Source organism: Mesomycoplasma ovipneumoniae (assembly GCF_038095975.1).
GTDB classification, from domain to species: domain Bacteria; phylum Bacillota_I; class Bacilli_A; order Mycoplasmatales; family Metamycoplasmataceae; genus Mesomycoplasma; species Mesomycoplasma ovipneumoniae_C.
The window spans coordinates 145,329-167,380 of sequence record NZ_CP146003.1 but is presented as its reverse complement, the minus strand read 5'-3'; the positions used below and the strand labels follow the sequence as shown (position 1 = coordinate 167,380).

Genomic DNA, 22,052 nt, shown 5'->3' with positions numbered 1-22,052 from the left:
AATCATCTCCATTTTTAAGAAGATGATTTTTTTTTTTTTTTTGATTTGTGGTTTGATGGCAAAAATTCACTTTTTAGTGAATATAAATAGGCAAAAATACCGGTAAATAAACTAGGGCAAAGAAAATTAACAGTTTAATATTATTATAACATCATAGCATATTGCTGTGGTGTTTTTCAATTTAAAATCGATTGAATTCTATAATTGTTGTATCAAAATATATAATCTGCAATTATTTTTTTCAGATCTTCAAAAGTTATTTTGCTGTAGTTTAACTCGTTTAAGCATTCACTTTTTATAATTGAAAATCAATATTCAGCCTCCCTATTATCCAAAGAATTTCCTATGCAAGACAACGAAACAGTTCCTCCCATTTTATTTATTTTGTCAATATAGACTTTTGAAGTGTATTGAAATCCATGGTCCGAATGAATAACAAAATCTTTATCAATAGACCTGAATGTCTTTATATTATCCATAACTAAATTAAGATCATTGCTTAGTGATAATTTAAAATCTCTGATTTTTTTAGTTTTATGCTCAATTATTACAGACAAAAATACATGGTTTTCCTTAACATCTCTGGGAGCTTTTATATATGTAACATCAGTAGCAAAAATATTTCTATTTAATTTATCATTGTAGTCGCGTTTAACAATATCCGGAAGTGCGAATTTGGTGTTCTTAATTTCGCTCTTTCTTCTTCGTTTTCTAATTTTGCATACTAAATTCAATCTTTTTAAATGTCTTCCAAGACTTCGAGGGTTAATGTAAATATTATATTTCATAGAAATATAAGCACTCAACCTTAGCCGACCATATCTACCTTTGTTATCAAGAAAGGATTTTTTAATTATTGCGTCATTTTTGTGCTCTTTTACTTTTATAACTCTAGTTTTAGATTTTGCCACTGATTGTCTACATACATTAAAAATTTTTGCAGATTTGCTGTAGGGAATATTTAGTGTTTTGGCTTCACTAAGTTTTCCTGATTTTGATTTATCTTTGTTGGTTTCGTAATATCTCTTAGCTATTTCTATTAATTCTTCTTTTGTAAATTCGTTTCAATCGGGTTCAATTTGTTTTTTAGGTTTGCCACTCCCTGGCTTTCTCCTTGCACCCTTTTTATCTAATAATTGGTCTTGCATACCATTATTATAATATCTAATAATTTTTTTGATTCTTCGAACTAGTTGATCTCTGGTTATAAAATTTGTATCTGGCGAAATATCATTTATATAATTTATTGTTTGTTTTAATCCAAATTCATTGTAAATTTTATAAATCATATCAAACTCGTCCTTTTTAAAGTGTCTTGACATTAGTATTCTCCTTTTTGTTGAATTTGAAAATTTAAAAAAGCTAACACTTTTGGTGTTAGCCTCCTCCTAAAATCGGACAAAAAAAGCCAACACCTTAGTGTTACTTTTCTTTGTCCTAGTTTATTTAGTGGTATTTTTCATATTTATATTCAATAAAAAGTTAATTTTTGCCATCAAACTGGATAACTCAGGAATTTCTTTATTATTTCAAAAAACTAAAGAATTTGAGTTTCCCAGTTTTATGAGATAATTTTAAAAAAATTCGGGTCGCTTTTTTAATTTTTTTGTAAAAGTTAATTACATTTTTTTTACTATTTTATTAAGATATCGAAGTAAAAATCATACCTATTTCAAATATTTAGATTACTGGGAAATTAAGAAAAAAATCCAAAAATTTTTTTTTAAAAAAGTATTTACTCACAGTTTTAATTGTTAAAAATTTATGCTATAATTTTCTTAGGATAATTTTTTTCCGAATAGCCCTAAATTTATAGGGTTTCCTAGAATCGCAAAACAATAGAATAATCCAGGCACTGGCTATTTCTATTGTTTTAATCTATAAAAAACTTAAATTGATATTATTTATAATCACGCTTAATAACTAAGGGAATTATGGTTAAAAAAACAAAAGAAAAACAAAGAGCAGAAAATATTGCAGAAAAACTCACAGAAGAACAACAAAATGTTGTTAATTTAGCATTAAAGGGGAAAATATTCTAGTTGATGCTTGTATTGGAAGTGGAAAAACATCAGTAATTCAGGTTCTCTGCGACAAATTTCCTATTGATAAAAAAATTTTGTACTTAACTTACAATAGGCTATTAAAAGTTGAAGCTAAAAATAAGATAAAAAACAAAAATGTTACGGTACAAAACTACCACGGATTTGCATACGGACTTTTGAAAAAAGAAGGCATTAATTCTTCTTCTGCAGATGCAGTTAAAATATTTTTAGAAAACAACATTTCTGTTGGCACTTATGATGTTCTGCTAATTGATGAATACCAAGATATTACTGATGAAATATCTTTGTTATTGGAAAAAATAAAAGAAAGAAATCCTAATATACAAATTGTTGCTGTTGGGGATATGAATCAAAAAATTTACGATAATACAAAATTAAATGTCACTGATTTTATTGATAAGTTTTTAGGATCATATAAAAAAATTAGCTTAACATTTTCCTTTAGAATGCCAAAAGAACACGCTAATATGTTGGGTCGAATTTGGGATAAAACAATTAATGGAGTCAACGAAAATTGTCAAATCCAATATATGGAACTGGAAGAAATTAAGGAATTTTTGGCTACACAAAAACCTGGTGATATCTTATGTTTAGGGCCTCGAGTTAATGATGAAATGACAGAAGTGTTAAATTATCTTGAAGAAAATCATAGTGATATTTTTAATAAAAAAACCGTTTATGCTTCTATAAGAGAAAGAGACGCAAATTTGTCTCCTAAAAAAATTCAGCTATTTTTACAACATATGATAGCTCAAAAGGATTGGAAAAACCTATTTGTGTTGTTTTTGATTTTACCACAGACTATTGAGGAAGACGCTTAAGGCCAATTACAGCAAATTATGAAATTGTAAAAAATATATTTTGTGTAGCGGCAAGCAGAGGGAAAGAAAAAATTATCTTTTTAGAACCAGATGAAGACGAAACCACACTATTAAATGAAGAATTCATCAAAGAATCCAAGAATTTTGCAAAATTAAACACTGATTTATCTTGAATGTCTGATATGTTTGATCACAAATATGATATTGATCTTCAAGATATGTTAAAAATGCTTGATGTAAAAAAAATTAAAACTGAAGATACAACTGAAATAAAAGCGCAAACACACGATGATTTAATTGATCTTACACCATGTATAGGGAAATTTCTTGAAGCATCTTATTTCGACGGTTGGGATATAGAAAAAGAAATTAGTTTTTTTATCAACTATATTGAACAACGTCATAAAAACCAACCAGCAAAAGTAAAAAAGTTAAAACAGGACTATGAAGATTATATTAGTGAAAGAGATTCGATAAAAGATTTAATACTCTTTCTTGTTTATTTGGAAACAAAACAAGAAAGATACATTAAACAAGCATCACCTGATTTTGTAGATGATAATGCTGTTGATCAAATGCATAAAAGATTATCAAAAGTGCTTGAAAAAGACGAGATAATTCAACAAGAATGTTCATTGGAATTTAGTGATAATAATGTTAAAATAAAAGCTCAGGGAATTGCCGATGTTATCAAGGATGATATAGTTTATGAACTTAAATTTGTTAGCGATTTAATGACTGCTCATTTTTTACAAACCGCTTCATATATGCTAGCCTTAGAAAAGGAAAAAGGTATATTGTGGAATATTCGAAATAACGAAATGCACGAAATTAGAATCAAAAATCGAGAAGAATTTAGTGAAAAACTTGCAGAAACAATTTCAAAAGGAGTTTATAAACCTAAAAGTCAAAGAGAATTTGAGGAATCAGATGGAAGCAATTAAAAAACAAAAAATTACTAACGTGAATAAATACATTGCTGTAATTGATGTAGAAACAAACTATGATAGTGAGATTTTTTCCGTTGGAGTTGTAATTGCTGATAGTGCTAATTTTCAATGATTTGATAAAAAATATTGAATAATAAAAAACAATTGAAAAGTAGGCGGAATGTATATCCATCAAACCTTCCTTCCCCTTCCCCTTAAATTTAGAGAAGAAATTAATGTTGTTCAAACACGTAAAGAAATGATTACTCAACTAATTCATTTCTTGAAATCTTATAAAGTAAAAAATTGGTTTTCATATACAAAATATGATTTTAAACATTTGCCTGAATTGCACAAATCATTCAAGCATAACGATATTTCTATATTCACTAAAAGCAAGCAATTTAATAAACATATCCCATTAAGTGCAGAACTAACTAAAAACGGTGATTTAAAAAGAGGATGGAACGCACAAGATATATACAGAATGTTAACCAAAGATCGACGTTATATTGAGACACATAATGCCTTACTTGATGCAATGGACGAATTAAGAATTATGGAATTATTAGACTTAGATATTGAAACATTTCTAAATCCAAATAATAATAATAATAATAATAAAGAAAAAACAACTACCCCAAAAAAAATTAGTTTGACAAAAGCAAGTTTGAGCAAAAAAAGTGCTCTTAAAAGTGAAAAAAGTGCAAAAGGCACAGAGACTGCAAAAAGTGCAAAAAGTGCAAAAGGCACAGAGACTGCAAAAACTACAAAAAGTAAGAATTTAACTTTAAATTAATAGACTGGATTTAGTGGTATTTTTGCATATCTATATTCACTAAAAAGTCAATTTTTGCATCAAACCTGCAAACTCAGGATTCAGGAACAATTTTTAACCTAAAAGCACAAAAAAACCTATGAATTCATAGGTTTTTTTAGATTTTAGTCTTTAAATTACTAACTAAACTAGTTCAATAATCGCCATTTTGGAGTTATCACCATTACGGCTAGGAATTTTCACTATTCGAGTATAGCCACCTTGTCTTTCTTGATAACGAGGTGCTATTTTTGTAAACAAATAAGGCATAACTTTCATTCCGTCTTTGGTTTTTTGGTTATATAAATAACTAAGAACCTGACGGCGAGCTGCTAGATCATTTTTTTTGGCTTTAGTTATTAGTTTTTCAACAACAGAACGAAGACGTTTTGCCCGTGCAAGCGTGGTTTTTAGATGACCATGTAAAATTAAAGAAGTTGCAAGTGAGCGGAAAACTTGGCGATCTCAGGCAGCATCACGGGAATAAATTTGGTGCGGATTAGCCATAATTAGTTTTCTCCTTTTTGTTCGTTTTTATATATTTCAAGTTTTTCAATTATTTCCTGAACTGATTTACGGCCAAGATTTTTAATATTTTCAAAGTCATCTTGTGTTAGGTTTTCAATATCAGAAATTTTATAATAATGTGCGCGTCTTAGCGCATTTATTGAGCGTACGGAGAGGTCAAGAGACTCAATTGCATCCGAAAAGCGGCGGGATGGTTCTTCTTTGACAACCAAAGGTTCAAAAAATTCTTCGGAGAATTTGTTAATGTTTTCAACATTAGCTAAAATATTAAGGTGGGCAAGCAAGATTTTTGAACCCTCAGAGACAGCGTCTTTTGCTTTAATTGAGCCGTCAGTTTTGATTGAAAAACTTAGTTTTTCTTCAACAATCGGACTGGCTGAGTTAATTTCAACAGATTGATAATTAGCACTTAAAACCGGTGAAAAATCACTATCAACAGCCAAAACTGTACCATCAAGGTTGGATTCAAGACTTAGTAAAACTTCGTTGACGAATTTTTTGTTAGTTTCAAAGTCGCTAAAACCTTTGCCTGAGGTTATAAAAAGTTCAAATTTAAGTGAATTAACCCTTGAGACATCAGCAATATATAAATCAGGATTGACAATTTTTAGTCCGCTGTCAGAAACAATGTCCCGAGCATAAATTTGTCCGGCTTTTTGGCCATTAAAACTTGCCCGGTGAATTTGATTTTGATCAAAAAGAGCAGGATCATAGAAAAAACGGACTCTTTTTAGGTTATTTAAGATGGTTACAACATCTTCAATTACATCATCAAGAATACTAAATTCATGAGTTACGCCGGCAATTTTTACCCCAAAAACAGCACAAGAAGTGATGGAAGACAGAACTACACGACGAAGGGCATTTCCGATTGTATTTCCAAGTCCGCGCTCGAGCGGTTTTAGTTCAAAACTTGTTTCAAATTCACTAATTTGGTCAGTTAAGTTTTCAGAATAATAAACATTTGCATGTTTTTTCATAAAATCCTACCTTTTTTCCTGACGTTTAAATCATTTACGCGGTGGCCGAGTTCCATTGTGCGGAATTGGGGTAACGTCCTGGGTAAGTAAAATATTAATTCCTGAAGTTATAATTTGTTTACGAGCAGCTTCTTTTCCTTGCCCGGTTCCTTTAAGGTGAACAACAACCTCGCGCATTCCGTGTTCACGCGCTTTTTGGGCAGCAGCAGCTGTTGCTAAGGTAGCTGCATATGCGGTTTTTTTCTTTGTTCCTTTAAAACCAATTGATCCTGAACTAGCTCAAGAAATTACATTTCCTTGTTTGTCAGTAAAAGAAATTATCGTGTTTTGGTGTGAAGAGTGAATGTGGGCAATTCCGGCTGTTACATTTTTTGGACGGATTTTTTTAACTTTACGTGTATTAGTTGCCATGATTAACTATTTTTTACCTTTGTCTTTTTTTGCCATAATTGCTTTTCTTGGACCTTTTCGAGTACGTGCGTTTTTCTGAGTTACTTGACCACGAACTGGAAGACCTTTACGATGACGGATTCCACGATAACATTTAATTTCAATTAGTCTTTTAATATTTGACTGAACTTCACGGTGCAGGTCGCCTTCGGTTTTATAAGTTTTTGCAATATCACGAATGATTTGCAAAACATCTTCTTGGATTTCTTTAACTTTTGTATCTTGGGTTAAAACAGGATATTTTTTCCCAAATTTTTCTTGCTGAATTGCAGCAGTTTTGTCAATTATTTCTGCAGCAAGCGATTTTCCAATTCCATAAATACTTGTAAGAGCAATTACAATTCTTTTATGATTGGGGATTTCAACATTAAGAATACGTGCCATATTTTAAACTTATTTAAATAAATATATTTTCCTTTTTATAAAATTTTATTTTTCACCTCTAAAAATTTAAAGGTGAAAAATACTAACAAAATAGAACAAAAATCAAAAACTACCCTTGTCTTTGTTTGTGTTTTTTTAAAACACAAATTACACGGTTCACCGAACGACGCTTAATTATTTTGCAATCTTTGCAAATTTTTTTAATACTTGCTCGAACTTTCATTTTTTTCCTTTAAATTAGGTAATAATTTCAAAAAAATTATTTAAAGCGGTAGACAATTCTTCCTTTTGAAAGATCATAAGGTGACATTTCAACCTTAACGCTGTCGCCTAAAATAATTTTAATGTGGTGAAGTTTCATTTTCCCAGCAATATGACAATTTAATTTTACTCCGTTTTCAAGAGTTACTTCATATTCTTGGGAATTAAAAACGTGTGATATTTTACCTTGAAATAATAATTTTTGTTCTTTTGAAGAATTTTGCATCTATTTTTGGTCCATTTCTGTTAGTATTATTCCCTTCCCGTCTTGAATTAAAATTGTCTGTTCATAGTGGGAAGTTTTTTTACCATCATTTGATTGCACCGATCATCCGTCTTTTAAAATTTTTATTCGCGGAGAACTCTGGACGATCATTGGCTCAATGCAAATTACCATATTATTTTGTAATTTTTTTCCTCTGCCCGGGACGCCAAAATTGAAAATATTAGGATTTTCATGCAATTTTTTGCCAATACCATGCCCGCAAAATTCAACAGGGGTAAAAAATCCATAAGATCTTATTACTTGATTGATAGCAAAACCAATATCACCTGTTGTTGCGCCAGGTTTGATTGCCTTAAATCCGGCAAAAAAAGCTTCCTCAGCACATTTTATTAGTTTTTCATTTTCAGCATTTTGGCCAAGTGATTTACTAAAAGCACTGTCGGCAAAAAAACCATTATAAGATAGTCCTAAATCAACTGAGACCAAATCTCCTTCTTGAAGAATGTAATCATTTGGAATGCCATGAATAAGGATTTCATTAACACTTATACAAATAGTTGCCGGAAAACCGTGATAATTTAAAAATGCTGGTTTGGCGCCTCTAGCAATAATCTCATCAAAAGCGATGGCATCAATTTCTTTTAAAGAGATTCCTGGTCTTACAAAGTCATAAATTTTTTTCTTGACTTCTGCCAGGAGTTTACCGGCTATTTTTAGTTGCTCAATTTCAAATTCTGTTTTAATTAGAGACATTTTTCAATTTCACTGACAATTTCATCCAAGCTTCGCTCGACATTTAAGTAATAAATTTTACCATGTTTTTCATAAAAATCAACAATTGGGCTTACAGATTCATTAAATTTTTCAATTCGAAGCTTAACAATTTCAGGACGATCATCCGGTCGGGTAAATAAAGGCTCGTTGTCAATGTCGCATGTATTTTCTACTTTTGGTTTTGCCAGTAATAAATTATATGATTTTTGACATTTACTGCAAAACAAACGTTGAGAAAGGCGGCTAACTATTGTCTCTGGCTCAATTTGGAGGTAAAAAACTTTGTCAACCTCAATTTTATTTTCGTTCATAAAATTGAGTTGATTTAATGTTCGCGGGTAGCCATCAAGAATATAACCGGTCTGAGGCGATAGTTGACTGATAAAATTTGACAATAAATCGTTTGTGATTTCATCAGGAACATATAGGCCATTTTTAACATAGTTTTGAATTTTCTCGGCAAAATCACGATCTTTTTCAATTTTTTCACGGAAAAGATTACCAGTAGAAATATGAACTAATTTAAACTTGTCAACTAGAATTTTTGAAATACTACCTTTTCCTGAACCAGGGGCGCCAATTAAAAGAATTTTTGAATTAGATAATGACATTGTTAAATTTCCAGACCTTTTTTAATTTTTTACCATAATAAATCACGACTTGACTTTGCAGAAGAAGAATCTTGTTTGTATGAAAGATTTTTGCGGATTTTTTTTGTTTGTTTTAGTACTTTTTGTGCTCCATAACGTGCTTTAATTTGCGATATAGTCTCAAGAGCAGTTGTTCCTAAAATTATTATCGAAGTTCCTGAAAAAGTTATTGCCGAAGGTAGACCTAACATTATCGCAATTGGTTGAAAAATTCCAAGAAAAGTCAAATAAATAGCACTAAATACTGAAATTCGAAGAATAACACCAATTAAATAATCTTCAGTTTGCTCGCCAGGACGAATACCGGGGATAAAAGTTGAATTTTTTGCAAAATCCTGGGAAATTTTATCAATCCGTGATTGCTGAAGCGACATAATAATGCTAAAAATAATATTACATACAATAAATATACTAAGTCCAATTGGATGATGAATTTGCAAATTATTATCGATTCAATTACGAACAGCTGAAGTGTTTCGGTCAAAAAATCCGGTCAAAAGTGAAGGGATTGAAACAACAATTAAAGCAAAAATTACTGGCATAATTCCGGCTGGATTTAGTTTTAAAGGTAAAACCGATATTTCTTTAATGTTTTTGGACATTCCTGAACCAGTTTGTTGAATTGGGATTTTTCTCTCGGCCAAATAGACATAAACTGATATAAATAAAATAGCCAAAAATGCAACAATATAAAGGATAAAACTAAGAACTTGCGTTATTAAAGAAGAAGGGGAAGATAGATCGACTAAATACTCAAAAGCATGACGAAAACGTTGTGGAAGACCAACAATTATTCCCGAAAAAATTAATAAGGAAGTACCGTTTCCTACACCTTTATCGGTTATCTGTTCGGCTAAAAACAAGGAAAACAACGAACCAGCGACTAAAATTAAGGGTAAAACAAATCAAACATATGCAGCGCTAGTAATTTCTAAACGAACAAAGCCAAAACTTTCATTAAGAATAACGGTTCGAATTAAAACAATCGCCTGAATAAGCGCAACAAGAAGAGTCAAAAACCTTGTAATTATATTGATTTTTCTTCTTCCGGCAGGACCAGACTGGGAAAGTCGATGAATTGGAGGAAAAATCTTTGTCTGAGCAATAAGCATAAACAAAGACGACGTAATAAAAGGGCTGATGCCTAAGGCAACAACTGAAAAATTAAGTAACCCGCCACCACCGACGGTATTAATGATACCTAAAAATGAGTTGGTATCAATTTGGAATTGCAACAACCTGAGCCCAGGAATAGTAATTGTACCACAAACAATAAAAATTACCAATAAAAAAAATGTAAAAATTATTTTGCGGGCAAGAACTTTTTCTTTATAAACAAGTTGGATATAATTTTTCAGACTTATATATCCAGAATTTGTTTTTTCTCAAAGTTTAGCAAAAAGTTTGCTCACTAGTTTACCTCAGTTATTGAACCGCCAAGCTCTTCAATTTTAACTAATGCCGCTTCAGAATAAGCATTTGTTGTTACAAAAAGTTTTTTTGTTAATTCACCTTTTGCAAGTAATTTTGCTGGCAAATTACGTTTTTTAAGCACACCTTTAAGATAAAGTGACTCAAGACTAACTTTATCTCCATCTTGATAACGGCTCTCAAGATCGGCTAGATTAAAGATTTCATATTTTTTTGAGTTAAAATTGCGGAAACCAATTTTTGGCACACGACGAAATCAAGGGTTTTGACCACCTTCAAAGCCAAGACGAACAGTTGAACGTTTTTTTTGTCCAGATTGACCTCTACCGGCTTGTTTACCTTTTCCAGCAGCATGCCCACGCCCTTTACGGTGTTTTTTTGTTCTTGCACCAGGGGTATAAGTTAAATTTTCAAGTCTTATTGCCATGTTTGTTCCTATTTTTTTAAGTTATATAATTATACTTTATTTTAAAACTTTTTTTCAAAAAAAATGAAAAAAAGTTTTAAGCAATTTTTAGTGCCTAAATTTTACGCTAAGGCACTACAAATTTAAAGATTTTTTGCTATTTTTTAAATAAAGGGAAAAATTTATGAATTTGTAAAGCAAAAGTTATTTTTTTTGGGCTAGAACCTGTGAAGGATTAAGATCACGAAGTTCAGCTATTTGATTAATAGTTTTTAGTCCTAAAAGCGCTTTGAGAGTTGCGCGCACAACGTTAATTTTTGTTCTTGATCCGTAAGTTTTTGTATAAATATCGGTATATCCAGCAAGTTCAACAACAGCACGCACGGTATTTGAAGCAACAATTCCTTTACCTCTTGGGGCTGGTTTAATGAGAATTTTTGAGGCTGAATATTTAGCATTTATCTCGTGGGGAACAGTTGATCTTCGGTAAATTGGCACAGACACAAGCCGGTTTTGTGCATCTTTAACGGCTTTTCGAATTGAGTCTTGGACTTCGTTAGCTTTTCCGTGACCTAGTCCAACTTTTCCTTTTTTATTTCCAACAACGGCAAAGGCACTAAAAGAAAAACGGCGACCACCTTTTACAACTTTAGTTACCCTGGCAACTGAAATTATTCTTTCTTCAAACTCAGGGCGAAAATTTTTTTCTTTTGGTTTTTGACGCTGAGCACGTGGACGTTGTTGACGGCTTGCTTCTTTTGCAGGAAATTGTTTTTGATTTTGACTGTTTTGGTTTGTTTTTTGCTGGGTTGGTTTATTTTGAAGATTTGTATCCATTTTAGAATTTTACTCCTTGGGCTCTTAATGATTCGGCAAAAGCTTTAATGCGACCATGATATAAATAACCGCTTCGGTCAAAAACAAAAGGATTTTCTTCCAATTTAAGCTCTTTTAATTTAGCGTATAATTCAGGGGCTAAATTACTTGCAGCTTGGATATTTCCGCTGTATTTATCAGATTTATCAAGTGTTGAAACCGAAAGGATAACTTGATTTTTCCAAGGATCAAAAATGTAAGCATAAAAATGACGTAAAGATTTATATACGCCAATCCGGTATTTTTTTTGCTCTTGGTGCGAAGGACTAAGTTTTTTCAAAATACGGACATGTTTTGCTTTTCGGTGAAAATTACGTGATTTTTGCATAATTATTTAGAAGCTTTTTTCCCTTCTTTGAGTTTAAGAATTTCGTTGCTATAGGAAATTCCTTTGCCTGAATAAGGATTTGGCCGACGAACTTGACGAATTTGGGCGCTAAATTGGCCAACTTTTTGTTTGTCAATCCCTTTAATTACAATAGTTGTTGCATTTGGTACTAAAACATCAAGTTCGTTTGGCACTTTGAGTTCAACTGGATGAGAATAACCAACTAAAAGTTCAATAACTTTTTCTTTTAGTGTTGCCTTGTACCCAACCCCTTTAATTTTAAGTTCTTTTTGAAAACCTTTTGAGACACCAATTAGCATTCCACTAAGGTGAGAATTTGTTGTTCCATGAAGTTGTTTTACTTGTTTTTCTTCAGATTTTCTGATTGTTTTTAGTGTATTATTTTCTTGAATTATTGTAATTAAATCAGAAAATTGGCGCTCTAAAATACCAAGCGGACCTTGAATTTTAACATTTGAGCCATTAATTTCAACACTAACTTTTTCAGGAATAATTAAAACACGATTACCGACACGTGACATATTTTTTACCAAATGTAGGCGATAATTTCACCGCCGACATTTTCCTTTCTTGCTTGTGAATCAGTTAAGAGCCCTTTTGAAGTTGATAAAATTGCAATTCCGTAGCCAGATTGGACAAAAGGAATTTTTTGGGCAGGAGCATAAACGCGAAGCGAAGGTTTAGAAATTCTTTTAAGTCCAGAAATTGATGAAGTAGTTCCTTTGTATTTAAGCTCAACAGTTATTGTTTTTTTAAGCTCGCCTTCAATTTGGAAATCTTTGATATATCCAGCTTCTTTAATAATTTCTAACATTTTTACTTTAATTTTTGAGTGCTGAAATGATACTTGTTTGTGTTTTCTGATTGTTGCGTTCCGAATTCGGGTTAGCATATCAGCAATTGGATCTGTTATAAAAGCCATAATTTTACCAACTCGCTTTCTTAATTCCGGGAATTCGTCCTTGGTGAGCCAAAGTACGAAAACAAATACGGCAAATACGGAATTTTCTTAAAACTGAATGAGAACGGCCACACAACTGACAACGAGTATAGGCACGAACTTTGAATTTAGGAGCCCGATTTGCTTTGACTTTTCACGACATTTTTGCCATAGATTTATCCTTTAACCTAAAAAATTTTTAAAATTTTTTGCGAAAAAATTAACTTTTTTTCGCAAAAGGAAAGCCTAATAATTCAAGAAGTTTTAAGGCTTGCTCATTATTTTTTGCACTTGTTACTATTATTACATCAAGTCCGCGAATTTTTGTGATTTTATCAAAAGTTATCTCAGGAAAAACGATTGATTCTTTAAAACCAAGGGCAAAATTTCCTTTGCCATCAAAAGACTTAGGTGAAAGACCACGAAAATCACGAATACGAGGAATTGCAATATTGAGAACTTTTGAAAGAAAATTCCACATTTGTTCACGACGGAGAGTAACTTTTCCACCAACTGGCATTCCTTGACGAAGTTTTCAAGTTGCAAGTGATTTTTTTGCCACTGTTTTATACGGTTTTTGACCGGTAATGTTTGCAAGATCATCAAGAACAGCTTCAATTGCTTTTGCATTTGTTACTTGATTTCCGGCAGTCATATTAACGACAACTTTTACAATTTTGGGAACTTCAGAAGGGGATTTGAAATTAAAATGGTCTTTTAGTTGGCCAAAAACATTATCACGATAGTACTCTTGAAGCTTTGTCATACTAAATAGCCTTTCCTGTTTTTTTTGCAATTCGGGTTTTTTTACCATTTTCGACTTTAAAGCCAACACGAGTTGGAACAGCTGGCTTATCTTTTCCAGCTTTTTTGGCAACAAGCGCTAGTTTTGAAAGTAAAATTGGCGCCTCATAAGTGACAATTTCACCTTTTGTATTTTGATTTGAAGGTTTACGGTGTTTTGTTTTAATGTTGACATCTTTAACAATTGCCGCATTTTTGGCAGGAATTATTTCAAGGACAGATGAAACTTTACCTTTGTCATCGCCAGATAAAACTACAACTGAATCATTTTTACGAATTTTTTGCATTTTTTAGAGAACCTCCTGCGCCAGTGAAGCGATTTTTAGGTAACCTTTTTCACGGATTTCTCTGGCAATTGGTCCAAAAACACGTGTTCCTCTTGGGGTTCCATCCTCTTTGATAATTACAACTGCATTGTCATCAAATTTTATATGTGAACCATTCGGACGACGAAGACCGTATGTTGAACGGACAATTAGTGCTTTTACAACTTGTCCTTCTTTGAGCATTCCGTTAGGAATTGCTTTTTTAACAGAAACTACAACAATGTCACCAATATTTGAAGTTTTTTTAACAGATCCACCTAAATTTCTGATTACACCAACAATTTTTGCGCCCGAATTGTCAGCAACATTTAAACGAGATTGTTCTTGAACCATTTTAGACTTCTCCTTTTTTTTGTAAAACTTCAACTAGACGGAAATGTTTTGTTTTTGAAATTGGACGGCATTCTGCTATTTTAACAAAATCACCAACATTTGCTGTTCCTGCTTGGTCATGAGTTGCAAATTTTTTAGTTTTTTTGAACCGTTTTCCATAAAGTTTATGTTTATAAGCTGTCTCAACAGAAACCATTATTGTTTTATCAGAAGTGCGAATCACTTTTCCTTGCAGTGTTTTACGAAGATTACGCTTTTGGGGCATTTTTTCTAAATTATTGTTCATTTTGGCTACTCATTTCTGCTGGTTTTGTTTGAATTTTTGGGGCTAAAAGCGGCTTGATATGTGCATTAAAATGGGCTTTGATTGATTTTGGCGATTTTGCAAATACGACTTTTTGTGCTTTTTTTTGCTTTTTGGTGAGTTTTTTTGGCTTTGGACTTTGGGCTAATTTTTGCTCAGATAGAATTGTTAAAATTCGGGCAATTATTTTACGAATCTGGCTGATTTTATGAGTTTGATCTAAATTTGAACTTTGATTTTTAAATCTTAAAGTAAATAATTCAGAACGGTATTCAAGAAGAAGTGCATTAAGTTCGCTTGGTGTTTTTTTTAAAAGTTCTTTATATTCCATTATTTTCCTAAGATATAGTTACTATTTTTCATTTTAGTGGTAATTTATGCCCACCAAGTCGAAGTGCATCACGAGCAACATCGTCTTTTACACCTTTAATTTCAAACATCATTGTATTTTTCTTAACAACAGCGACTCAACGATCAACTGAACCTTTTCCAGATCCCATTCGAACTCCAATTGGCTTAGAAGTTAAGGACAAATGTGGAAAAATTCGAATAATAACTTGACCTTCACGTCCCATTCTTCTTGTAATTGCAATACGGGCAGCTTCAATTTGGGCTGCAGAAATTCAAGCTGAGCCAACGGCTTGAAGTCCGTAGTCACCAAAGGCTAGAAAATTTCCTGAGTGTGCTTCCCGTTTATCGTGATAAAGACGGAAAGTTTTACGGTGCTTAGTTTTTTTTGGTTGCAACATTTTTATCTCCTTTTATCACTTCTTATGACAGATTCAATATCAATTTTTTGTCTTGACTCACCAAGTGAGACTCAAACTTTAACGCCCAAAATTCCGTAAGTTGTTTTTGCAATTGCGGTTGCATATTCAACATTTTGACGTAAAGTGTGCAATTTCATTTCACCTTCGGCATAACCTTCAGAACGAGCCATTTCAACACCATTAAGACGACCAGAGACAAGTGTTTTTACCCCTTTTGCCCCCGCTTTTAGTGCGGTTCGAATTGCAAATTTTTGCGCAATTCGGTAGGATCCACGTTGTTCAAGTTTTTGGGCGATTGTTTCAGCCATTAATTTTGCATTTAATTCAGGATTTGTGATTTCAATTGCATCAATGTGTAAAACAATTTTACGGTTTTTAAGAGTTTTTTTTAGTTGTTCAACAATTTTTTTCAGATTTTCGCCTGAAGATCCAAGAAATGAACCAAGTCTTGCTGTATAGACTAAAACAGTAATTGCATTATTGCGATCACGACGAATTATTGTGTTTCCAATTTGGTATTCACGGGTTAATTTTTCAAAAAAACGGTGAATTTTAACATCTTCTAACAAATTAGTGGCAAATTTATTTTTGTCTGCATACCAAATTGCATTATGAGCTCTTGTTATTCCAAAACGGAAACCATTTGGATTTACCTTTTGTCCCATTATTTTTCTCCTTGTTTTGGATTTAAGTCTTGATTGTTAGTTTCTGGTAAAACTTCAGCAGAAGTTGTACTTTCAGAGTCAAAAGTCTCAAAAGTATTTGAATCTTGACTGTTGTCTAGGGCTGCAAGAACGACTTTGAAATGAGAAGTTCTTTTAAGAATTTGACTTGCTGATCCTTTTGCCCGTGGACGAAAACGTTTTAGTGTTGGACCTTCATTAACAATCGCTGATTTTACAACTAAATTTGCTTGTTCAAGACCATGATTATTAATTGCATTGGCAATGGCAGAATTGATTAGTTTTCGAAAAATTGGTGATGCTTTTTTATTAGTATGGGCTAAAATTGAAAGGGCTTCAAAGACAGGTTTATTTTTAACTAAATTAGCAACAAGGCGTGCTTTTGAGGCAGAAATTCTTTGGGTTTTTAAAGAAGCAACTGCATAATTATTGTTATCTAAATTCATTTATACTGTCCTTTTATTTCTTTTTAGCCTTGTCTTTTCCATGCCCATAATAAGTTCTTGTTGGTGAAAATTCACCTAATTTGTGGCCTACCATATCATCGGTAACATAAACTTCGTTAAAAATTTTGCCATTGTGGACCAAAAAAGTTAGACCAACAAACTGAGGGAAAATAGTTGACCGGCGTGATCAAGTCTTAATTGGTTTGCGTGAGTTTTTCATAATTGCATCATCAACTTTTTTAAGAAGATGCTCATCAGCAAATGGACCTTTTTTAAGTGAACGAGCCATTATTTTTTAGATTCCTTTCTTGAACGGATTATCAATTTAGTTGAAGCTTTTTTAGGATTTCTTGTCTTAACTCCCAGTGCTTTTTTACCTCAAGGAGTAAGTGGAGTTTTACGTCCAATTGGTTGTTTACCTTCTCCACCTCCATGTGGGTGATCATTTGGATTCATTACTGATCCCCGAACGGTTGGTCTAATTCCTTTGTGACGATTTCTTCCTGCTTTTCCGATGTTAACAAGTGAATTTTCTTCATTTCCAACTACACCAACAGTTGCCCGGCAAGTAGATAAGATTCGACGGTATTCTCCTGATTTTAGTTTAAGAATAACGTATTTTCCGTTTTCATCACGACCTTGAATTTGGGCTCAAGTTCCGGCTGAACGAATTAGTTGACCCCCTGCTCCTGGATGGAGTTCGAGATTGTGAACAAAAGTACCCTCAGGAATATTTTTAAGCGGCAAGCAATTTCCAACAAGAATATCAGCCTCAGGACCGGAGGAAATTTTTTGTCCTACTTTTAGATTTTTAGGTGCTAAAATGTAACGTTTTTCACCGTCAATATAAGAAACAAGGGCGATATTTGCTGAACGATTTGGGTCATATTCAATTGTTTTTACAATTGCGGGAATATTGTCTTTGTTTCTTTTAAAATCAATTAGACGGTATTTTCTTTTGTGCCGTCCACCTTGATGTCTAACGGTAATTTTACCTTGAGCATTACGGCCTGAGTGTTTTTTTAAAGTTACAAGCAAAGACTTTTCTGGTCTGTTTGTTGTTAAATTTGCGCCAAAATCAAGTGAAGACATATGACGACGGCCGTTTGTTGTTGGTTTATAATATTTAAGCGCCATTAGTTTGTCTCTCCTTGTTCGTTAGTTTGGTTTTCAGGCTGATTTTCCTCAGTTTTTTGACTTTCGGCTGCCTGTTTTTTTGCAAGTTTTTGGGCTATTTCTTGATTTTTTTGCTCTAGCTCAGCTCTTTTTTCTTCAATTTGTTGACTAAATTCTTGCTGGTCTTTGTTGGTTTGGTCAATGCTTCCTGCTGCTGGAGTCTCGTCCTCAAAAAGATTAATTGTGTATCCTGGTTTTAATTTTACAAATGCTTTTTTGTATTTAGTACTAAAACCACGTGATTTTCCTAGTTTTTTTTCTTTTTTGGGAACAGTGAAAATATTAACTTTTTCAACTTTGACATTAAAAATGTATTCAACAGCTTTTTTTGTCTCAGAACGATTTGTTGTCGGACTTACTTTAAAAGAATAAACTCCTTGAGACATTAACTGGTAGGATTTTTCAGTTAAAATTGGACCTTTAATAATATTATTTACGTTCATCTTCAATCCTTTTTTTAAGACTTGAAATATCATTTTCGGAAATGATTAGCAAATCAGTTTTTACTAGTGATTCAACTGTTATTGAATTAGGTTTTACTAACTCGACATTTGGTAAATTTCTTGCTGATAAAAATAAATTTGTATCAGTTGAGGCGATTAAAATGTGACGAAGTTTATCAATTTTAAAGGTTTTTAACTGTTCTACCAGAAGTTTAGTTGAAATTTTGTCCATTGAAAAATCATTTACTAAAACTTGGTGATTTTGTGCTAGTTGGGAAAGGGCGCCAAAAAAAGCTAGTTTTTTTACTTTTTTGTTTACTTTTAGAGTGTAATTTCTTAAAGTTGTCGGTCCAAAAGCACGACCCCCGCCAACAAAAATTGGTGATCTTCTTGATCCAGCACGGGCTTTCCCGGTTGATTTTTGTTTTCAAGGTTTTTTACCTGTCCCTGAAACTTCACCACGGTTTTTAACTTTGTGAGTTGAAAAACGACGTGAGGCTCTTTCGGCCAAAATTGAGTCAAAAATAGCTTGAGTTTTTAGTTCTCTTTTTTCAAATAAAACTTCTGGAAGAGCTTTATCAGGGTTAAATTTAACAATATTTTCGTATTTTGCGCTCTGAATTGAAATTGGTGTATTTTTATTCATGTTTTAACTCCTGATCTTTGGGACTAACTTCAAAAAGATTAATGGGAGTTTTAGAAGTTGATTTTTTAATTGCTGTTCTTATCATAACAAATGATTTTTTTGGACCAGGAATTGAACCTTTTACTATTAATAAATTATTTTCCTGGTCAACTTTAACAATTTCAAGTGACTGTTTAGTTACACGAGAATGTCCAAGACGTCCTGGCATTGTCATTCCTTTAACAACTTTGTTTCCGGAAATATCTCCAAGTGAACCAGTTTGACGAATTGGTTTTGAACCACCCCCACCACCGTGAGATCTAGGTCCAATTGCTTGATTGTGACGTTTAATTGGGCCAGCAAAACCTTTTCCTTTTGAAGTTCCAATTACATCAACAAATTCACCAGCACTAAAAATTGAAACATTAATGGTTTGACCTAATTTTAAACCTGGAAAATCACGGAATTCACGAACAAATTTTTTCGGTTTAGTATCAGCTTTTGCAAAATGACCTAGTTCAGGTTTTTTGTGAGCTGATTGCTTTTTATCAAAAACACCGAGCTGAATTGCTTCATAGTTATCTTTTTCTTTTGTAAGAATTTTTGTAACTATGTTTTCAGGAACTTCAATGACGCTAACAGGAATTGAAATACCATCAACTGTAAAAAGTTGTGTCATTCCAATTTTTCTACCTAAAATTCCTTTCATTTTAATTTACCTCGATTTCTAATCAAACGCCAGCTGGCAATTGTGTTCGTGAAATTTTTTCTGTAACTGCTTTTTGATTGTTTGGCGAAACTTTTAAAATTACTAGCCGTTTGTGAGTGCGACTTTCAAATTGTTCACGAGATTTTTTATTAACGTGGACAGATCTCAAAATTGTATAAATCGCTCTTGAAGTTGGCAGCGGTACCGGGCCACATGTCTCGACATTAAGTTCACGTGCTAAAAGAATAACCTTTTTAGCAGCAGCATCAATTTGACGATGGTCAAACGATTTGAACTTAATTTTTATTGATGTTGTGCTCATAAAAATAAGTGAGTTGCTCCTGTTCATATTTTTGAACGGACTCTACATAAAAACCAATACACAAAAACAACTCCTTCTCGTGTATTGCAACCTTATGTTTCATAGTCCTTACAATGTAAAGATTAATTATAACAAAAAAAGGAAAAATTTTCTTATCTTTGTAAATATTTTTTAGAGAAATTTTACCAAAGCAAAAAATAAGAAAACTTTTCTTCGAATAAATGCTTATTTATTATACATGCAAATCCCTTAAAACAAAAGACAAAAAATGATTTTTTCTAAATTAATATAAGAATTATAAGAATTTATAGGTTTTCTAGCTTTTTGTAGTTTTGATTTTAACTTTTTTAATAGTTAATTTTTTAATTTTTCAGTAGCTAAAAATGACTATCAAGCCCAAAACTGAGATGAGAACCATAAATATTAAAAATGAAAAGTAAAATGAAAGATAAATAAAAGTTGCGGTTGTAGCAATTGTAACTAAAGTGTAAAAAATCGCTCTAGTTACTAGTGAAATTCCGTTTTGGACATGGAATTTTTCTTTACTAAAAAATAAATATGACAAACTGGAAAAAGTTGGGAAAAACAACGAAAATATAAACTGATTAAAACTAGTAATTATCATATATGAATAAAATTGAACATTTAGATTTTTGATAAAAGCAACAAAAGGCCAAATTCAACCTAATATTAGCAGGCCAACCAAAAGTCAAATAATGCTAATTTTTTTCCTTGTTTTATTTAGTATTAAAAAACTGATGATTGTTCCTAAAACTGAAGCAAACGAAAAACCAATATTGAATCATGTTGCTAATTGCTGGTAATTAAAAATCTCAACTTTACTTTGAGAGTTAATATATTCAAAAACCGGCGGAAATAGCGTTGTTCTTGGTAAAAAGAAAATTGCAACAATAAAATGGCCAGCTAAGACAAAAACTCATTTATAAGTTGAAATTTTTTTGTCATTTTCTTTGAAATTTTCTTGGTGACTAAGGGCAAAATCAAATTTTTTTGCATTTAATTTTAACAAAAAATAAAGCAGACCTGAAATTGAATAGGTAGCCATATTAAACAAAACCATTCAATAAAAATCAAGTCTTGAGTAAATGACTAAGGCAAATACTGCCGAAATTAAAAATCCCATTGCTGTTGCAAAAGAGGAAAAAACATTAATATTTTGCATCTGTTTTTCATTATTTGCTAGATAATAAACAATATTTTTCAAATAAATAAATCGAAAAGCATGGATAAAACCAAGCAATGTATTAACTAAAATTAATATTATTGAAAAAGTAAAAAGTTGACTATTAGCTAGACTAAAAAAAATAATCAACAAGAAAGATAAACAAAAAACACTCAAAATATCTGAAATTAATAGAATAATTTTGTCATTTTTTCATTTTTGGACAATTTTACTACTAAATAAATAAACTACCAAATTAGGTATTTGAATTAACAAATATAAAATTGTAACAAGCCAAAAATCACCTGTAATTTTAAATATGTATAAAGACGAACTAAACTTAAAAGCTTCTGAACCTATAAGCGAAGTGCTAAGTGAACTAGTAAATTTGATTGAATTTTTAAAAAATATTGTCATTTATTTCCTTGCAAATTCAAAGCAAAAAGAAAAAATTTTTTATTAGTGACATCGAGGAATTAGAATGTATTTTTGACGCGGGAATTGATAAAGTTATGGCATTTTGATTTTGAAAATTAGTGATATCAGTTGAACCTGAGCCAAAATAAGGCTTAAAAGAAATACTATTTTTTTGAAAAATTTCAACAATTTTGTTATAAAAAACAATATTATGTGCCGTAAAATTATCAGCTACTCTAATTTTTATACCTTCATTATCTCAATTTTGGTCCTCACAGACGTCAATATTGACCAAAAATTTGTATTTTTTAATTTGATTAGTAACAAAAAAATCTTTTGTTCCCTGTAATTGAATTTCTTCTTTTGTTGTCAGAAGAATATCAAAATTTTTATCAATATCCAAAAGAATTCTAGTTAATATGTTAGAAATTTTATTATCTTGATTTCGGCAAAAGATAGTAAATCCGGAAATTTTTACCTCACTTTTGGGTAAAACTTGGTAAATTCCATTTTCAGGGATTCCAAGACACTTTAAATTAGGCCGATTTATTTTTCTACTTTTTTCTTCAGAAAAAAGTCCCAAATTAAAAATATAAATGCAACACAAAGATATTTTTAAAACC

At 31.7% G+C, this 22,052-nt stretch carries 34 protein-coding genes and 1 pseudogene; 3 read left to right on the top strand and 32 right to left on the bottom strand.

Annotation, left to right across the window (positions count from 1 at the left end; all coding sequences use genetic code 4):
- Nucleotides 1-143: 143 nt before the first annotated feature.
- Nucleotides 144-1,322 (bottom strand): IS3 family transposase, encoded by a 1,179-nt coding sequence (locus V3255_RS00685; RefSeq protein WP_341516266.1) that lies wholly within the window; start codon nt 1,320-1,322, stop codon nt 144-146.
- Nucleotides 1,323-2,020: 698 nt separating this feature from the next.
- Between V3255_RS00685 and V3255_RS00680 the strand changes: the two genes are divergently transcribed.
- From V3255_RS00680 to V3255_RS00670, 3 genes are read left to right on the top strand one after another with little or no spacing between them, the layout of a single operon-like run.
- Complete coding sequence (locus tag V3255_RS00680) at nt 2,021-2,887, top strand: AAA family ATPase (protein WP_341516303.1); 867 nt, start codon at nt 2,021-2,023, stop codon at nt 2,885-2,887.
- A complete protein-coding gene (locus V3255_RS00675) occupies nt 2,827-3,831 on the top strand; it encodes a GxxExxY protein (RefSeq protein ID WP_333503408.1) in 1,005 nt (334 codons plus the stop codon). Before V3255_RS00680 ends, V3255_RS00675 begins: the two co-directional genes overlap by 61 nt.
- Complete coding sequence (locus V3255_RS00670; protein ID WP_341516265.1) at nt 3,818-4,615, top strand: hypothetical protein; 798 nt, start codon at nt 3,818-3,820, stop codon at nt 4,613-4,615. Before V3255_RS00675 ends, V3255_RS00670 begins: the two co-directional genes overlap by 14 nt.
- Before the next feature lie 162 nt (nt 4,616-4,777).
- Here the strand turns inward: V3255_RS00670 and rplQ are convergent, their stop codons facing one another.
- The 31 genes and pseudogenes from rplQ to V3255_RS00515 form a co-directional block, all read right to left on the bottom strand.
- A complete protein-coding gene (rplQ, locus tag V3255_RS00665; protein WP_010321375.1) occupies nt 4,778-5,140 on the bottom strand; it encodes a 50S ribosomal protein L17 in 363 nt (120 codons plus the stop codon).
- A 2-nt stretch (nt 5,141-5,142) separates the two neighbouring features.
- The gene (locus V3255_RS00660) at nt 5,143-6,141 is read right to left on the bottom strand and encodes a DNA-directed RNA polymerase subunit alpha (RefSeq protein WP_069099484.1); all 999 of its coding nucleotides are present in this window, start codon (nt 6,139-6,141) and stop codon (nt 5,143-5,145) included.
- 6 nt (nt 6,142-6,147) lie between these two features.
- A complete protein-coding gene (gene rpsK / locus V3255_RS00655; protein WP_010321373.1) occupies nt 6,148-6,552 on the bottom strand; it encodes a 30S ribosomal protein S11 in 405 nt (134 codons plus the stop codon).
- Between the two features lie 6 nt (nt 6,553-6,558).
- Nucleotides 6,559-6,975 carry a 30S ribosomal protein S13 gene (gene rpsM, locus V3255_RS00650; RefSeq protein WP_010321372.1) on the bottom strand — a complete coding sequence of 139 codons (417 nt, stop codon included), beginning with the start codon at nt 6,973-6,975 and terminating at the stop codon, nt 6,559-6,561.
- A gap of 109 nt (nt 6,976-7,084) precedes the next feature.
- Nucleotides 7,085-7,198 (bottom strand): 50S ribosomal protein L36, encoded by a 114-nt coding sequence (gene rpmJ / locus V3255_RS00645; RefSeq protein WP_010321371.1) that lies wholly within the window; start codon nt 7,196-7,198, stop codon nt 7,085-7,087.
- Nucleotides 7,199-7,234: 36 nt separating this feature from the next.
- Nucleotides 7,235-7,462: a translation initiation factor IF-1 gene (infA, locus tag V3255_RS00640; protein WP_044285649.1), complete on the bottom strand. Its 228-nt coding sequence runs from the start codon at nt 7,460-7,462 to the stop codon at nt 7,235-7,237.
- Nucleotides 7,463-8,215 (bottom strand): type I methionyl aminopeptidase, encoded by a 753-nt coding sequence (map, locus tag V3255_RS00635; RefSeq protein ID WP_333503411.1) that lies wholly within the window; start codon nt 8,213-8,215, stop codon nt 7,463-7,465.
- Nucleotides 8,206-8,847 carry an adenylate kinase family protein gene (locus V3255_RS00630; RefSeq protein WP_303438467.1) on the bottom strand — a complete coding sequence of 214 codons (642 nt, stop codon included), beginning with the start codon at nt 8,845-8,847 and terminating at the stop codon, nt 8,206-8,208. Before V3255_RS00630 ends, map begins: the two co-directional genes overlap by 10 nt.
- A 29-nt stretch (nt 8,848-8,876) precedes the next feature.
- Nucleotides 8,877-10,298 carry a preprotein translocase subunit SecY gene (gene secY, locus V3255_RS00625; RefSeq protein ID WP_333503413.1) on the bottom strand — a complete coding sequence of 474 codons (1,422 nt, stop codon included), beginning with the start codon at nt 10,296-10,298 and terminating at the stop codon, nt 8,877-8,879.
- A complete protein-coding gene (rplO, locus tag V3255_RS00620; RefSeq protein ID WP_044285653.1) occupies nt 10,298-10,744 on the bottom strand; it encodes a 50S ribosomal protein L15 in 447 nt (148 codons plus the stop codon). The genes secY and rplO overlap by 1 nt, the downstream gene beginning before the upstream one ends.
- Nucleotides 10,745-10,927: 183 nt before the next feature.
- A complete protein-coding gene (gene rpsE / locus V3255_RS00615) occupies nt 10,928-11,560 on the bottom strand; it encodes a 30S ribosomal protein S5 (RefSeq protein ID WP_337903080.1) in 633 nt (210 codons plus the stop codon).
- 1 nt (nt 11,561) lies between these two features.
- The gene (rplR, locus tag V3255_RS00610; RefSeq protein ID WP_044284050.1) at nt 11,562-11,927 is read right to left on the bottom strand and encodes a 50S ribosomal protein L18; all 366 of its coding nucleotides are present in this window, start codon (nt 11,925-11,927) and stop codon (nt 11,562-11,564) included.
- Nucleotides 11,928-11,929: 2 nt separating this feature from the next.
- Nucleotides 11,930-12,469 (bottom strand): 50S ribosomal protein L6, encoded by a 540-nt coding sequence (gene rplF, locus V3255_RS00605; protein ID WP_044284051.1) that lies wholly within the window; start codon nt 12,467-12,469, stop codon nt 11,930-11,932.
- A 5-nt stretch (nt 12,470-12,474) separates the two neighbouring features.
- Entirely contained in the window at nt 12,475-12,870 is a 396-nt protein-coding gene (rpsH, locus tag V3255_RS00600; RefSeq protein ID WP_258824813.1) for a 30S ribosomal protein S8, read from the bottom strand.
- A 4-nt stretch (nt 12,871-12,874) separates the two neighbouring features.
- The gene (locus V3255_RS00595) at nt 12,875-13,060 is read right to left on the bottom strand and encodes a type Z 30S ribosomal protein S14 (RefSeq protein WP_010321361.1); all 186 of its coding nucleotides are present in this window, start codon (nt 13,058-13,060) and stop codon (nt 12,875-12,877) included.
- A gap of 48 nt (nt 13,061-13,108) precedes the next feature.
- Nucleotides 13,109-13,654, bottom strand: a complete 546-nt coding sequence (rplE, locus tag V3255_RS00590) for a 50S ribosomal protein L5 (RefSeq protein WP_277446603.1) — start codon at nt 13,652-13,654, stop codon at nt 13,109-13,111.
- 1 nt (nt 13,655) lies between these two features.
- Nucleotides 13,656-13,979, bottom strand: coding sequence for a 50S ribosomal protein L24 (rplX, locus tag V3255_RS00585; protein ID WP_044284054.1), 324 nt, complete (start codon nt 13,977-13,979; stop codon nt 13,656-13,658).
- Nucleotides 13,980-13,982: 3 nt separating this feature from the next.
- A complete protein-coding gene (gene rplN, locus V3255_RS00580) occupies nt 13,983-14,351 on the bottom strand; it encodes a 50S ribosomal protein L14 (RefSeq protein ID WP_010321358.1) in 369 nt (122 codons plus the stop codon).
- Between the two features lies 1 nt (nt 14,352).
- Nucleotides 14,353-14,637, bottom strand: a complete 285-nt coding sequence (gene rpsQ / locus V3255_RS00575; protein ID WP_252262519.1) for a 30S ribosomal protein S17 — start codon at nt 14,635-14,637, stop codon at nt 14,353-14,355.
- Nucleotides 14,627-14,986: a 50S ribosomal protein L29 gene (rpmC, locus tag V3255_RS00570; RefSeq protein ID WP_313414105.1), complete on the bottom strand. Its 360-nt coding sequence runs from the start codon at nt 14,984-14,986 to the stop codon at nt 14,627-14,629. The genes rpsQ and rpmC overlap by 11 nt, the downstream gene beginning before the upstream one ends.
- Before the next feature lie 7 nt (nt 14,987-14,993).
- Nucleotides 14,994-15,404 (bottom strand): 50S ribosomal protein L16, encoded by a 411-nt coding sequence (rplP, locus tag V3255_RS00565; RefSeq protein WP_010321355.1) that lies wholly within the window; start codon nt 15,402-15,404, stop codon nt 14,994-14,996.
- 2 nt (nt 15,405-15,406) lie between these two features.
- Nucleotides 15,407-16,090 carry a 30S ribosomal protein S3 gene (rpsC, locus tag V3255_RS00560; protein ID WP_044284057.1) on the bottom strand — a complete coding sequence of 228 codons (684 nt, stop codon included), beginning with the start codon at nt 16,088-16,090 and terminating at the stop codon, nt 15,407-15,409.
- Nucleotides 16,091-16,185: 95 nt separating this feature from the next.
- Nucleotides 16,186-16,554 (bottom strand): annotated as a pseudogene (rplV, locus tag V3255_RS00555) (50S ribosomal protein L22); the annotation flags it as partial.
- Between the two features lie 13 nt (nt 16,555-16,567).
- On the bottom strand, nt 16,568-16,843 hold the full coding sequence (rpsS, locus tag V3255_RS00550; protein WP_010321352.1) for a 30S ribosomal protein S19: 276 nt from the start codon (nt 16,841-16,843) through the stop codon (nt 16,568-16,570).
- Complete coding sequence (rplB, locus tag V3255_RS00545) at nt 16,843-17,691, bottom strand: 50S ribosomal protein L2 (RefSeq protein WP_044284059.1); 849 nt, start codon at nt 17,689-17,691, stop codon at nt 16,843-16,845. The genes rpsS and rplB overlap by 1 nt, the downstream gene beginning before the upstream one ends.
- Nucleotides 17,691-18,173 carry a 50S ribosomal protein L23 gene (gene rplW, locus V3255_RS00540; RefSeq protein ID WP_333503420.1) on the bottom strand — a complete coding sequence of 161 codons (483 nt, stop codon included), beginning with the start codon at nt 18,171-18,173 and terminating at the stop codon, nt 17,691-17,693. The genes rplB and rplW overlap by 1 nt, the downstream gene beginning before the upstream one ends.
- Nucleotides 18,160-18,819 (bottom strand): 50S ribosomal protein L4, encoded by a 660-nt coding sequence (gene rplD, locus V3255_RS00535; protein ID WP_318047319.1) that lies wholly within the window; start codon nt 18,817-18,819, stop codon nt 18,160-18,162. The genes rplW and rplD overlap by 14 nt, the downstream gene beginning before the upstream one ends.
- Nucleotides 18,812-19,507, bottom strand: coding sequence for a 50S ribosomal protein L3 (gene rplC, locus V3255_RS00530; protein ID WP_044285661.1), 696 nt, complete (start codon nt 19,505-19,507; stop codon nt 18,812-18,814). The genes rplD and rplC overlap by 8 nt, the downstream gene beginning before the upstream one ends.
- A 1-nt stretch (nt 19,508) precedes the next feature.
- Nucleotides 19,509-19,829, bottom strand: a complete 321-nt coding sequence (gene rpsJ / locus V3255_RS00525; RefSeq protein ID WP_029513109.1) for a 30S ribosomal protein S10 — start codon at nt 19,827-19,829, stop codon at nt 19,509-19,511.
- 316 nt (nt 19,830-20,145) lie between these two features.
- Nucleotides 20,146-21,429 carry an MFS transporter gene (locus tag V3255_RS00520; RefSeq protein ID WP_333503427.1) on the bottom strand — a complete coding sequence of 428 codons (1,284 nt, stop codon included), beginning with the start codon at nt 21,427-21,429 and terminating at the stop codon, nt 20,146-20,148.
- Nucleotides 21,413-22,012 (bottom strand): M28 family peptidase, encoded by a 600-nt coding sequence (locus V3255_RS00515; RefSeq protein ID WP_341516264.1) that lies wholly within the window; start codon nt 22,010-22,012, stop codon nt 21,413-21,415. Before V3255_RS00515 ends, V3255_RS00520 begins: the two co-directional genes overlap by 17 nt.
- Between the last annotated feature and the right edge of the window lie 40 nt (nt 22,013-22,052).